Source organism: Haloarcula sp. 1CSR25-25, from assembly GCF_032027985.1.
Lineage (GTDB): Archaea > Halobacteriota > Halobacteria > Halobacteriales > Haloarculaceae > Haloarcula.
Genome location: NZ_JAHYBW010000005.1, coordinates 241,625 through 253,819 on the forward strand (window position 1 = coordinate 241,625; position 12,195 = coordinate 253,819).

Sequence of the window (12,195 nt, forward strand, 5' to 3'; positions counted from 1 at the left end):
TTACCCTTTCCGAACTGCGGAGGCTGGTACCGTGGGATTTACTGTGGCTGTCAGCATACCGGCGGGCGTGGGACTATACGACCGATATCTCGCAACGCGCGTTCGGCGTAGCGACGCCGACCTGCCCGAGACGGTCGCGCTGGTAATCACGGAGCGGGACCTGCTGGGAGACGGTGCCTACAGGACGCTCGAGCGATTTTTCGACTGGGCTGTCCAGTACGGCACCGACACCGTCGTCGTCTACGTGAGCGTCCTCGACGAGGAGGCGATTCCGACGCTCCAGCGCGAACTCGAAGGCGTCACCGCGCCGCGGGAGATAGCGGTCAGAGTGCCGGACGACGAGACGACGGCCGACGCCCCGATCCAGATTTCGATCGGTCTGGGCGGCCAGTCTGAGTTCGCGACGGCCGTCCAGAAACTCGCAGAAGACGTCGACGCGGGGACACTCGACCCGAACGACATCGACGAGACCGCGGTCGAAGAGCATCTCGTCTTCCCGACCGACCCGGACCTCGTCATAAAAACCGGGGCCGAGCGGCTCTCCGATTTCATGATCTGGCAGTCCGTGTACTCGGAACTGTACTTCACCGACGTGAACTGGCAGAACTTCCGGCTTCGGGACTACCTGCGGGCGTTGCGGGATTACCAGGAGCGTCAGCGTCGGTTCGGCCGATAATCAGTCCGCGAGGTCGTACTCCTCGTCGAGTTGCTCGCGCTCGGCGCTCGGAAGCGTGTCCCGGAACCGTCCGAGCATCCGCTTTGCCGTCGGCAGTTCCGACTGCTCGATGGCACGAACCAGTGCAAGCGAGCGCTCGGCACGGGTCGTCCGCCAGGACTGCTCGCGGTTCTGGTACGTCCGGATCGCACGCAAGAAGTCGACTTTCCGGAACTCGGGCCAGTAGGGGGTACAGAAGAACGTCGCGGCCTCGTTGCCGTTGGCGTGCCACGGGAGGAAATTCGAAGTGCGCTCGTCGCCGCCGGTCCGGACGATGAGGTCGACGTCGCGGGTCGGCCCCTCGTAGAGCCGCTCCTCGATGGTGTCCGCGGAGACGTCCGTCGGGTCGAGGGCCCCCTTTTCGACGGCAGTGGCGACGTCGCGAGCCGCGCCGAGCAGTTCGGCCCGGCCGCCGTAGGCCAGCGCGACGTTGAGGTTGAGCTGGTCGTACTGTGCGGTTCGGCCCTCGGCGTAGTCGATGGCGTCCTGGACCCGTTCGGGGAGCATCCCCGTCTCGCCGATGGCGCGGATACACACGCCGGCCTCGTGGACCCGGTCGGCGTCGGCAAACGTCCGGAGCTTCTGTTCGACGAGGTCGAAGATGTGCTCGCGCTCCTCGGGGTCGCGGTCGAAGTTCTCCGTCGAGAACGCGTACAGGGTCACCTCCCGAACGTCGAGTTCGTCACACCAGTTCAGGAGCGCCTCCGTCGTCTCGGCCCCTTCCGTGTGGCCCGCCTGTTTCTCCGTCCCCTGCTTCTCGGCGTAGCGCCGGTTCCCGTCCTGAATGACGGCGACGTGGTCGGGCGTTCCCGACAGTTCCCACTGGAGCAATCGCTCGTAGGCCGCGTAACCCAATCGCTTCCCCCTCGATAGCATCGTTGTATACATTTCAATCACTCAATAAGGGCTTTGTGGAAGGAGCTCGGTACAGTTATTTCCCGCCTAATCTTGCGAAATATATGCGCATACTTTTAATACACCCCGACGTAACGTCTAAGTTGCAATGGCGACCGGTACGGTAGACTTCTTCAACGACACAGGCGGTTACGGTTTCATCGATACCGAAGACTCCGACGAGGACGTCTTCTTCCACATGGAGGACATCGACGGTCCTGACCTCGAAGAGGGGCAAGAAGTGGAATTCGAGATCGAGCAGGCCGACAAAGGCCCGCGCGCGAAGAACCTCACGCGGCTGTAACCATGGCGACAGGCACTGTAGACTTCTTCAACGATACGGGCGGCTACGGTTTCATCGAAACCGACGATGCCGACGAAGACGTGTTCTTCCACATGGAAGACGTCGGCGGCCCGGACCTAGAAGAAGGGCAAGAAGTCGAATTCGACATCGAACAGGCAGACAAAGGCCCGCGAGCGAAGAACCTCAAGCGACTGTAAGCGAGAGCCGCTCGCTTTTCGACGGGTTCGGTGCTCGACCGAGCGGCGCTACTCGACAGCGCGGTAGCTCTGTCGGTGTGCCGCCGCTCGAACCGAATATCTTCGGGTAGACCGATCAGCGCTCTGAATCCGAAGTGTCTTTGGGACAGCGACACCGACCGCATGGTATGAGCGAGGCCGACGCACTCGACGAGGACCTTTACCGCCGGACAAAACAGTTGCTCGAGCCCGGCGAGATTCAGCTCAACGGCGCTGTCGTCCACACGGAGTACGACGGCAGCGACGAGATCGAGATGATGCAGGCCACCATCGAGGTCGGGGAGCTCATCGCCGGGGGCGCGGGGCTTGACCCGACGGACACGTTCGTCTACTCCGGCAGCGACGACCCCGAGTTCGCGTCGAACCAGCACCAGGGCCTCACGCTGGACGACGAGGAGTTCGTCTGGGAGTGCCAGCAACTCCTGCGCAACGGCTCGTTCGACCTGGTGTTCTACTACGAAGCAAGCGCAGATCACGACGGCATTCTCGAAGCGATCGAGGACGCCGGCTACGCGGTCACCGGCGTCGAAGGCGAGTAACCACGTCAGTCACCGGTCGACAGCCGTTCCTGGCAGTTGTGACAGTAGGCGTAGTCGGGGCCGTTCGCTGCGCCACAGATGCCACAGGTCGTGGCCTCGACTGCGGCCTGTTCGAAGTAGGCGTTGAGCTGCCCGGTGTCGCGACCGTTGCGCTGGCCGCTGAACTGCTCGACGAGCGTGTCGTGTGCGGCGTAGTCCATGAGACGGAACATGAGGACAAACCACAGTGGCACCCCTACCAGGACGAACAGGTAGACCAGCAGCCGGACCGCCAGTTCGGCTGTCGAGATTTCCACGCGCGTGCTAGGGGCGCGAGGGGGTAAAACGCTCCGGCGACCGGGCGTGTGGGCGGCTGTCCCGGACTGTTTTTATTCGCAGGCCCCCCAGATTTCACCATGAGCGAAGACCTCGGGACAGTAGACCGGGCTGTGTTGAACGCCTTCCAGGGCGGCTTCCCGGTCGTCGAACGGCCGTTCGAACCGGCCGCGGCGGCTCTGGCCGACCACGGCGTCGACATCGACGCGGACGAACTGTTGTCACGCGTACAGGACCTCGACGACGCGGGCGTGCTCACGCGGTTCGGCGCACTCATCAACGCCGAAGCCATCGGCGGCACTGCGACGCTCGTCGCGACCCACGCCCCCGAGGACCGCTACGACGACCACGCCGAGATGATAAACGCCCACCCGGAGGTCGCACACAACTACGAGCGCGAGCACCCCCATCTGAACATGTGGTTCGTCCTCTCGGTGGCCGACGAGGACCGCGTCGACGAAGTGCTGGCCGAAATCGAGGCCGAGACCGGCGAGGAGACGTACAACCTCCCGAAACAGCAGGAGTTCCACGTCGGCGCGAAGTTCCCCGTGGAGGGGCCACAGACACAGGCCATCGACTGTTCGGACCTGGGACCGGACGTGACACCGACCGAAGAGCGGTCGCTCACCGCCGACGAACTGGACCTCGTACTGGCGATTCAGGACGGCCTCCCTGTCACTGCCACACCGTACGCCGACGTGGCCGACGACATCGACGCAGACGTCGACTGGGTGCTAGAGACGATACAGCGGTTCAACGTGGAAGGGAAAGTCCGCCGGGTGGGCGTCATCCCGAACCACTACGCGCTTGGCTACAGCGAGAACGGGATGACCGTCTGGGACGTGCCCGACGAGGTCATCGACGAAGTCGGCCCGGCTATCGCCGAGTTCGACTTCGTGACCCACTGCTACGAGCGGCCGCGCCACGACGGCGTCTGGCCCTACAACTTCTTCGCGATGACCCACGGGCGAAGCGAAGCGGAGAGCCAGGAGCGCATCCAGCAGGTCCGCGACCGGATGGCCGAGCACTGGGACGTGTCCGAGGACGACTGGGACACGCTGTTCTCGACGCGCATCCTGAAAAAGACGGGTATCAGGCTGGACGAACGAGCGCGGCAGAACACAGAGACGGCGTGACCGTGCGAGTTCCGGTTCGCAGTGTCGATTCACGGAGGGGTGGTCGATGATTCCGCTCATGCACGACTTCGAGGGCGAGACGGTGCTCGTCGTCGGCGGTGGGCCGGTCGGTGCGCGCAAGGCCCGAACGTTCGCTCAGGAGGCAGACGTCGTCGTCCTCAGTCCCGATTTCGCCGACCGGGCGTTCGCGGGCGCAGAGATGGTCCGGGCCGCACCGACCCCTGAAGACGCCACGGACTGGGTCGAGCGGACCGACCCGGCGCTGGTCGTCGCCGCGACGGACGACCCGGACCTGAACGACGCCTTCAGCGCGGCCGCCGAGGACCACGGCGCACTCGTCAACCGTGCCGACGACCACGGCGACCAGTCCTTTGGCAACGTCGTCGTACCGGCGACGGTGCGGGACGACCCCGTGACGCTGGCGATTGCGACCGGCGGGCGCGCGCCCGCGCTGTCGAAACATCTCCGCGAGCACCTCGAGGCGGAGTTCGACAACGCCGGGCTGATGGCGGCCCTCGTCGGCGACCTCCGCGAGGAGCTCCGCGACCGGGGCGTCCCGCCGGCCGAACGGCGTGACGCCGTTAGATTCGTTGTCAGGTCACGGGAAGTTTGGAAGGCTTTAGATAGTGGCAGGTCCAAAGGGGAGCAAGTAGCTAGAGACGTGATCGGAGAGTTACCTGGTGATCAAACGTGAGAGGGGACACTGGTGCAATCGTCGGGGTCTGTATCTCCCACGAGCGCGCAAGCGTCGACCAGCTAGAGACCGCTGCGGCCGACAGCGAGCGCCACGCCGTCGAATCGCTGCTCGCACACCCCGAGGTCGAAGAGGCGATGGCCCTCCAGACGTGCAACCGGACCGAGGGGTACGTCGTCGTCTCGGACCACGAGGACGGGCTCGACGCGCTCGAACTGTTCACCCGCGCCGTGCCCGACGACGTCGTCGTCGAGATGGGTCACGAGGAGAGTCTCCGCCACTTGCTCCGGGTGGCTGCCGGGCTCGAATCGATCGTGCTGGGCGAGGACCAGATTCTCGGCCAGCTCCGGACCGCCTACGAGACCGCCCGCGGCGTCGGCGGTATCGGGCCAATGCTGGAAGACGGTGTCACGAAGGCGATTCACGTCGGCGAGCGCGCCAGAACGGAGACGAGAATCAACGAGGGCGTCGTCTCGCTGGCCTCCGCCGCGGTTCGCCTGCTCAAAGAGGAGTGTTCGCTTTCGGATGAGACAGCCCTCGTCGTCGGTGCGGGCGAGATGGGCCAGCTCGCCGCGGAGGCGCTCAGCGAGGAGGCAGACCGGCTGCTCGTGGCCAACCGGACGGTCCCACACGCCGAGCACATCGCCGGGTCGGTCGATATCGACGCCAGCGCGGTCGCGCTCGATGGCATCGAAGCGGCCGTTTCCGAGGCACGCGCCGTCATTTCGGCGACGGGGAGCGGCGACCAGGTGTTCGATATCGGGACGTTCAGCGAAGCCGGCGAGGTGTCTATCGTCGACATCGCACAGCCGCGTGACGTCCCGGCCGGCGCGGACCGCCTCCCGTCGGTGACGGTGTACGACCTCGACGCGCTGGAGTCGGTGACCGCCGAAACGCGGAACAAGCGACGACGAGCCGCCGAAGCGGTCGAGCGCATCGTCGACGAGGAGTTCGACCGGCTGCTCACGCAGTACAAACGCAAGCGCGCCGACAGGGTCATCTCGACGATGTACGAGAGCGCCGAGCAGGTCAAGGCGGCAGAGATAAACAGCGCGCTCTCGGCGGCTGACTTCGACGACGACCAGGCGGAAGTCCTCGAGGCAATGGCCGACGCTATCGTCTCGCAGATCCTCGCCGCGCCGACCAAGAGCCTGCGCGACGCCGCGGAGGAGGACGACTGGTCGACGATACATACGGCGCTGCAGTTGTTCGACCCGGACTTCGGCGGCCCCGACCAGGCCACCCCGCCCGAGTTCACCCAGGGCATGTCCGTCGAGGACATCCCCGACGGCATGCGCGATGACATCCCGAACGCGGTGCTCGACCGCCTCTCCGACGACTGACCACGCCCACCTTTTTGCCCACGCCGCCCGACGTGTCCGGTATGGCAGACCTGCTCTCTGAGGAAGAGATTAGCGACCGGCTACCCGACGAGTGGACCCGCGACGGCGACGAGATCGTTCGCGTCTTCGAGTTCGACGGCTATCTGGACGCGTCGGGCTTTCTGAGCGCCGCCGCCGGCCTCGCCGAGGACGCGTGGCATCACCCGGAGATGACTATCCGCTGGGGCGAAGTCGAAGTCCGACTGACGACCCACGACGCCGGTGGTATCACCGAGAACGACATCGACCTGGCCGAACGGCTGAACGGCATCCACGACTGAGGTGTGACCGTGGACACGACCGGCGAACTCGCCTCTCTCCGACCGACCGACCCCGACGGCGCGACCGCGCGGTACGTCTTCCGGGTCGAAATCCGTCTGGAGCCGGACGCGGCCGGGCTGTGGACCGACCCCGACCGGGTCGAGACGACGCTGTACCGGGCGGCTGACGACCCGGGGACCAGCGGCTGGCTGTTCTTCCGGGACACGCTCTGGCGGGGCGAACTGGCGGACGAACCGCACTTCCGCCGGCTCGTCGAGGACGAACTCGGCTGTCCGGTCGTCGCGGCGTCGTTCAGCGAACTCCGGACCGACGAGGCGTATTTCGATTCGCTGAAAGCCGAAATCGCCGGCGACCTGCCCCTGTTTAACGCCGATTCGGTCAGCGAAGTGCTCACCAAGTACCTCGGCAGTTCGGTCCGTGTCGAGTGAAGCGCGGCGTCGCCGCGTAGTCGGTGACTACAGATGCGTTATACGCATCAAAACCGGTAGTAGGGCCCGAAAGACTATATCCGAAACTCCCCAAAGAATCTACCCCTAATGACCACCGACTACGACTTCTGGCTGTTCGACCTCGACGGGACCCTCGTCGATATCGAGCCAGCGTACCCTCGGAAGGTGATGGGTGCCGTCGGTGACCGCCTCGGCGTGGAGTTCACGGACCGGGAGCGGGATGCGCTCTGGTACGGGTTCGGTGGGACGCGGTCACGGACCCTCGCGGAGCGCGACATCGACAAGCAGGAGTTCTGGCGGCTGTTCCACGAGGAGGAAGACCCCGTCGCCCGGGCCGAGGCGACGTTTCTCTACGATGACGCCGAGGCGTTCCTCGCAACCCTCGATACGCCGGTCGGACTGGTCACACACTGCCAGCAGTATCTCACCGAACCGGTCCTCGATCACCTCGACATCGCCGACTGGTTCGAGACGGTCGTCTGCTGTGACGACGACATCGGCTGGAAGCCCGACCCGAAGCCGGTGGAACTGGCGATGCGGGAGATGGGCGTCTGGTACAACGGCCACCGCGGCGTGCTGGCGGGGGACAACCCATCAGACATCGGTGCAGCGTGGAACGCGGGTCTCGACGGCGTCCACGTCGGTCGGCGGTCGGCGGCAGAGATGGGTCGGTGCGTGCGCGGCGACAGACGGGTCGCCTCACTGCTCGATCTATAGTCCCAATTGAAACGACTTCCACACTGATTGCCCTGGAGCCGTGCAGTCAGGTGTTCATTGATGTTCAACCGGTACTATACCGTCGTCTCAGGGTAGGTAGTCCCAGTTCTCGACGGTGACGGTGGTTCCGGCATCGAGGCCAGTCTCGTCTGCGGGCACGGATACCCAGCCGTCAGCCCGGGTCGCCGTAGCGAGATCAACGCCGGTCAGCGGCGTCGCCGTCCCGTCGCTCACAGCGACCGGAGCGAACGTCTGAACCCTGTTTTGACTGTCGATTTGCGCCTCCAGAGTCGCCCGTGTCTGTGGATGCGCGGACAGCGGGGCGTGGGCGAACGTTTTCAGAAGCGGACGAACACACTGGACGGCGCTGACGCGGGCCGCACTTGCCGACTCCGGTAACAACACCACCGGCCGGCCCTCGACGACGGCCAGGCCGGTCCGACGGCCGGGGTCGATAGCGAGGCGGTCCGTGAGTACCTCGCCGAGTTCGGCGACGATTCCCCGGAGCGTATCGCCCGGTTCCGTCCCGGTGACGACGATCAGCTCCCGGGTGAGGTCACGCTGGACCGCCATCCGGAGCGCCGGCGCGTCGTCGGCGACGGGGTCCCGGTACGTCACCTTGCCGCCCCAGCGGTCGACGTACTGTGCCAGCGTGAACCCGGCCGTCTCGACCTGTGCGGGTCCGTCGGTCCCTCGCTGGGCCAGTTCGTCGCCCGTCGGCAGGATACCGACCTGCGGTCGCTGGCGGACGAGCAGTTCGGAAACCCCGGCGGCTTTCAACAGCCCCACGTCGCCGGGCCGCACCTGATGGCCCTGTTCGAAGACGGCGTCCTCGACGCCGACGTCGGCCCCCTCGATAGGTTCGTTCGCCGTCGCATCCGTCGCCAGGACCCGGCCGACGGCGACAGAGAGCGGAATACGGTCCGTCCGGTCGATGGGCGCAGCGACGCTGCCGATCCGTCGGCGCGCGGTCTCAAGCGGGAGCGACCCGGCGTCCGAGGGCGAGGAGCCAGCCATACCCGGACTAGCGGCCGCTGTGGCAAAAGTACCCTGAGTAACGGCGGCGTCCCGACGCCTCGGAACCGACGGCGTCCCAGCAGTGGGACAGAGTGACTGGGAACGTTTTTCATCGGTCGAATCCGGTACCGACGTATGGTCCTCCCGCAACTGGTCGCCATTGCGTTCCTGGCCGTCGGCGGTTTCGTCCTGGTCCGTGGCAGCCGGGACCTCCGAACGGTAGCCCACATCCTCCGCAACGACCCGGTCCCGGTGCGCTCGCTCGACGGACACACTGGGCCCGTCGAAATCACCGGGACAGCCGTCGCCGACGAGGACACCGGGACGGTCACGGCCCCCTTCACCGGCAGCGAGTGTCTGGCCTACACCTACGAGGTCGAGGAGTACCGGTCCTCCGGTAAGCACTCTCACTGGAAAACGTTAGACGAGGGGCAGGCCGGCGTCGACTTCGTCGTCGACGATGGGACCGACCGCGTTCGCGTGAACCCCGACGGAGCGGACGTGCGGTTCGAGTCACAGTCGGTGACGGTCTCCCCCGGAACCGAACTCCCCGAGCGCCTGGCCGACTACGTCGAGCGAACGGAAGCCGTCGAGGCACAGGACGGGTCAGTGAACCTGCTCGTGACCGAGATTAGCCTGGGGAACAGACAGCGCTTTACCGAGCGTCGACTGGACGTCGGCGAGGACGTGTACGTCTACGGCCAGGCGACCCGCGGGCCCGCGACGGAGTGGGGGAGCAATCTGGTCGACGCCATCGTCGGGGACGGCGACGGGACGCCGGTGTTCGTCATCTCCGACACCAGCGAGCGTGGCACCGCCTGGCGGATCGCTCGGGGCGCTATCACCGAGGCCGTGTTCGGTCTTCTCGCCGCCGTCATCGGCGCTGTTGTCCTTCTCTCCGTGCAGTAATACCGTCGGGTTTACCACAGCGTACCACCTAGACGGGCGTATGTCAGCCCTGCGTGAAGCGCTTCGGGACCTCCCCGACGCCGTGTTCGCGGACGTGCTCGAATCCGAGGACGAATACCTGCTCGTGCTCGACCTGCCGGGCGTGACCGCGGAGACAATCGACGTGACCGTAGAAGGGGGCCGCCTTCGTATCGACGGGCAACGGACCAAGGACGTACCCGGGGAGTTCACGTTCGTCCGTGAGGACCGTTCCGTGTTCCTCGACGCCGAGCTCCCGCTCCCGCCGGACACGACCGGTCAGGGTGGGGAGGGAACCGTGGAAAACGGCGTCCTCGAACTCCGCCTGCCGAAGGCGACAGCCGCACCGAGCACCACAATCCCGATTGACGGGGACTGACCCAGAGGTGGCCAGCCGGTGAACCTTCGCGCGTACTGGCGGTTCCTCGTCGTCGCTCGCCACTTCCTGCCCCTGTTGGTCGCGTACGCACGAGACCGAAAACGGTTCCTCGTGATCGGCTCATCGCGCCGCGTCACGCCCGAACAGCGCCGCTACCGCGCACAGCAGCTGCTCAACTCGATGCTGACGCTCGGGCCGACGTTCATCAAGCTCGGACAGATTCTCTCGACGCGGCCGGACGTCTTGCCGCCGGAGTACATCGAGGAGTTCTCGAAGCTGCAGGACCGCGTGCCGCCGGCGGACTGGGACGAGGCACGGGTCGTCATCGAGGACGAACTGGGGGCCGTCGACGACCGCTTCGACGAATTCGAGACAGACGCGATAAGCGGCGCGTCGCTCGGCCAGGTGTATCTGGCGGAGGTCGACGGCGAGAAGGTCGCCGTCAAGATCCGCCGCCCCGGTATCGAGACGCTCGTCGAGGCCGACCTGCGGGTCGTCCGCTGGTCGCTCCCGCTGTTGATGTATTTCATCGACGACTCCCGGTCGTTCTCGCTGGAGACGCTGGCCGACGAGTTCTCGAAGACGATCCGCGAGGAGATGGACTACCAGCGGGAGGGTCGCATGCTCACCGAAATCCGGGAGAACTTCAGGGACAACGACCGCATCTGCATCCCCAAGGTCAAGGAGTCCCACTCCACCCAGCGCGTTCTGACGATGGAGTACGTTCCCGGCACGAAGATCAACGACATCGACAGCCTCGACGCGGGCGGTATCGACCGGACGGAACTTGCCGAGACGCTCCAGCGGGCGTACCTCCAGATGATTATCGACGACGGCGTGTTCCACGCCGACCCACATCCCGGGAACCTCGCCGTGCAGGACGACGGGACGCTCGTCTTCTATGACTTCGGGATGTCCGGCCGGGTCGACCCGTTCGTCCAGGACAAGATAATCGACTTCTACTCCGCCGTCGCCGACCAGGACATCGACGCCATCCTCGATGCGCTCATCGAGATGGGGACGCTCTCGCCGGAGGCCGACCGGCAGGTGATGGGCGACGTGATGGAACTGGCCATCGCCGACGCCCGCGGCGAGGACATCGAGCAGTACCGCGTCCAGCAGATCATCCAGCAGGTCGAGGACACTATCTACGAGTTCCCGCTTCGACTGCCGGCGAATCTGGCGCTCGTGTTGCGCGTCGCCACGGTCGTCGAAGGCGTCTGTGTCACCCTCGACGAGGACTTCGACTTCATCGGCGTCGCCACCGACTACCTCCGCGAGGAGGGCTACATCGCCGAGGGCGTCCGGAACTTCGTCGAGGACAGAGCCACCGAAGTGTCCGACGCGGCCCGGTCGGCCGTCCGGATTCCGCCGAAACTGGAGTCCGCCCTCGACAGGGTCGAGCGGGAGGACTTCCGCGTGCAGGCCGACATCGAGGACTCGGACGGCCTGCTCGCGACGATGACCAAGCGGCTCATCCTCGGCATGTTGCTCGCGAGTACCCTGTTCTCGACGGCGTTCCTGTACACGCAGGCGTCGCTGCCGGCCACCGGTGTCGGCATCGCCGGCACCGCCGGCCTGTCCCTGGCGCTGTGGTGGTCGTTCCGTACGAAGTCGGCCGTTCGCGCCAAGCCGCAGTTCACGCGACAGAGCATGCGCGAGCGCGACCGGGAGAGTCCGGGCGGGCTCAACACTTCCTTCGGCGAGGACACCGACGACGCCCCCAGCGGCGACTGAACGCCGCACCGGGGCGCAGTCAGAGCCGCTTTTCGAAATGGACGAGTTCGTACTCGCCCTGCGCCGACCGACCTCTCTCCTGATACCCCGTGTCGCGGTAGAACGCGACCCCGGCGGGCCGGCTTTGCGATGTCGTCGCAAGCAGCACCTCGTAGCCCCGCTCGACCACTCCCCGTTCGAGTCTGCCGAGGAGCGCACGACCGTCGCCGCGCCGCTGCTGTGACGGGGCGACCCGCATTCGGTGGCGCTCGGCCGCGCCGGGGACGGTTCGCTCGTCCGCGTGGCCGGCTTCGTTCGGGAGGAAGCCACCCATCGCGGCCAGGCCGCGGGAGCTCGTCGTCGACGGCGGGAACGGCGCCGACGGGAATCTGAACAGCGGGACGCTGAACGTGAATGGCGGCTATTCTTCTGCCGAGGAACCGGCCAAACGGGAGTCAACGCTGAATCCCACCGCTTTAACGGGGGGTGGCTC

At 65.8% G+C, this 12,195-nt stretch carries 17 protein-coding genes; 13 read left to right on the forward strand and 4 right to left on the reverse strand.

All coding sequences use genetic code 11. The features are described from left to right. Positions 1-67 precede the first annotated feature (67 nt). Complete coding sequence (locus tag KZ498_RS15735) at positions 68-676, forward strand: undecaprenyl diphosphate synthase family protein (protein WP_312620002.1); 609 nt, start codon at positions 68-70, stop codon at positions 674-676. Here KZ498_RS15735 and uppS read toward each other — a convergent pair whose 3' ends face one another. Further along, a complete protein-coding gene (uppS, locus tag KZ498_RS15740) occupies positions 677-1,603 on the reverse strand; it encodes a polyprenyl diphosphate synthase (RefSeq protein ID WP_312620003.1) in 927 nt (308 codons plus the stop codon). Between the two features lie 115 nt (positions 1,604-1,718). On the opposite strand from uppS, the gene KZ498_RS15745 reads away from it, so the two are divergent. From KZ498_RS15745 to KZ498_RS15755, 3 genes are all read left to right on the forward strand, one after another. Further along, positions 1,719-1,913, forward strand: a complete 195-nt coding sequence (locus tag KZ498_RS15745; RefSeq protein WP_004517065.1) for a cold-shock protein — start codon at positions 1,719-1,721, stop codon at positions 1,911-1,913. 2 nt (positions 1,914-1,915) lie between these two features. After that, complete coding sequence (locus KZ498_RS15750) at positions 1,916-2,110, forward strand: cold-shock protein (RefSeq protein WP_053967563.1); 195 nt, start codon at positions 1,916-1,918, stop codon at positions 2,108-2,110. A 167-nt stretch (positions 2,111-2,277) separates the two neighbouring features. Continuing rightward, positions 2,278-2,688 carry a DUF5778 family protein gene (locus KZ498_RS15755; RefSeq protein ID WP_312620011.1) on the forward strand — a complete coding sequence of 137 codons (411 nt, stop codon included), beginning with the start codon at positions 2,278-2,280 and terminating at the stop codon, positions 2,686-2,688. Between the two features lie 5 nt (positions 2,689-2,693). Here the strand turns inward: KZ498_RS15755 and KZ498_RS15760 are convergent, their stop codons facing one another. Further along, positions 2,694-2,984 (reverse strand): hypothetical protein, encoded by a 291-nt coding sequence (locus tag KZ498_RS15760; protein ID WP_312620013.1) that lies wholly within the window; start codon positions 2,982-2,984, stop codon positions 2,694-2,696. A gap of 99 nt (positions 2,985-3,083) precedes the next feature. Here KZ498_RS15760 and KZ498_RS15765 point away from each other — a divergent pair, with 99 nt between their 5' ends. The 6 genes from KZ498_RS15765 to KZ498_RS15790 all read left to right on the forward strand — a co-directional run bounded on the left by KZ498_RS15765 (position 3,084) and on the right by KZ498_RS15790 (position 7,663). Then, positions 3,084-4,139, forward strand: a complete 1,056-nt coding sequence (locus tag KZ498_RS15765) for an Lrp/AsnC family transcriptional regulator (protein ID WP_312620014.1) — start codon at positions 3,084-3,086, stop codon at positions 4,137-4,139. Between the two features lie 46 nt (positions 4,140-4,185). Next, positions 4,186-4,833 (forward strand): bifunctional precorrin-2 dehydrogenase/sirohydrochlorin ferrochelatase, encoded by a 648-nt coding sequence (locus KZ498_RS15770; protein ID WP_312620015.1) that lies wholly within the window; start codon positions 4,186-4,188, stop codon positions 4,831-4,833. Next, positions 4,830-6,176, forward strand: a complete 1,347-nt coding sequence (gene hemA, locus KZ498_RS15775; RefSeq protein ID WP_312620016.1) for a glutamyl-tRNA reductase — start codon at positions 4,830-4,832, stop codon at positions 6,174-6,176. The genes KZ498_RS15770 and hemA overlap by 4 nt, the downstream gene beginning before the upstream one ends. 41 nt (positions 6,177-6,217) lie before the next feature. Beyond that, positions 6,218-6,496, forward strand: coding sequence for a 4a-hydroxytetrahydrobiopterin dehydratase (locus KZ498_RS15780; protein WP_151100460.1), 279 nt, complete (start codon positions 6,218-6,220; stop codon positions 6,494-6,496). Positions 6,497-6,505: 9 nt separating this feature from the next. Continuing rightward, positions 6,506-6,925 (forward strand): LWR-salt protein, encoded by a 420-nt coding sequence (gene lwrS, locus KZ498_RS15785; protein ID WP_312620158.1) that lies wholly within the window; start codon positions 6,506-6,508, stop codon positions 6,923-6,925. Positions 6,926-7,033: 108 nt separating this feature from the next. Beyond that, positions 7,034-7,663, forward strand: coding sequence for an HAD family hydrolase (locus KZ498_RS15790; protein WP_312620018.1), 630 nt, complete (start codon positions 7,034-7,036; stop codon positions 7,661-7,663). A gap of 87 nt (positions 7,664-7,750) precedes the next feature. Here the strand turns inward: KZ498_RS15790 and KZ498_RS15795 are convergent, their stop codons facing one another. Further along, positions 7,751-8,680 (reverse strand): molybdopterin-binding protein, encoded by a 930-nt coding sequence (locus KZ498_RS15795; RefSeq protein ID WP_312620019.1) that lies wholly within the window; start codon positions 8,678-8,680, stop codon positions 7,751-7,753. Positions 8,681-8,815: 135 nt separating this feature from the next. On the opposite strand from KZ498_RS15795, the gene KZ498_RS15800 reads away from it, so the two are divergent. The 3 genes from KZ498_RS15800 to KZ498_RS15810 are packed head-to-tail and all read left to right on the forward strand — an operon-like array spanning position 8,816 to position 11,723. After that, on the forward strand, positions 8,816-9,589 hold the full coding sequence (locus KZ498_RS15800) for a GIDE domain-containing protein (protein WP_312620020.1): 774 nt from the start codon (positions 8,816-8,818) through the stop codon (positions 9,587-9,589). A gap of 40 nt (positions 9,590-9,629) precedes the next feature. Beyond that, positions 9,630-9,986, forward strand: a complete 357-nt coding sequence (locus tag KZ498_RS15805; protein ID WP_004957670.1) for an Hsp20/alpha crystallin family protein — start codon at positions 9,630-9,632, stop codon at positions 9,984-9,986. Positions 9,987-10,004: 18 nt separating this feature from the next. After that, positions 10,005-11,723 (forward strand): AarF/ABC1/UbiB kinase family protein, encoded by a 1,719-nt coding sequence (locus KZ498_RS15810; protein WP_312620021.1) that lies wholly within the window; start codon positions 10,005-10,007, stop codon positions 11,721-11,723. A gap of 19 nt (positions 11,724-11,742) precedes the next feature. On the opposite strand, the gene KZ498_RS15815 is transcribed toward KZ498_RS15810, so the two are convergent. Continuing rightward, positions 11,743-12,036, reverse strand: a complete 294-nt coding sequence (locus KZ498_RS15815) for a GNAT family N-acetyltransferase (protein WP_396276137.1) — start codon at positions 12,034-12,036, stop codon at positions 11,743-11,745. Between the last annotated feature and the right edge of the window lie 159 nt (positions 12,037-12,195).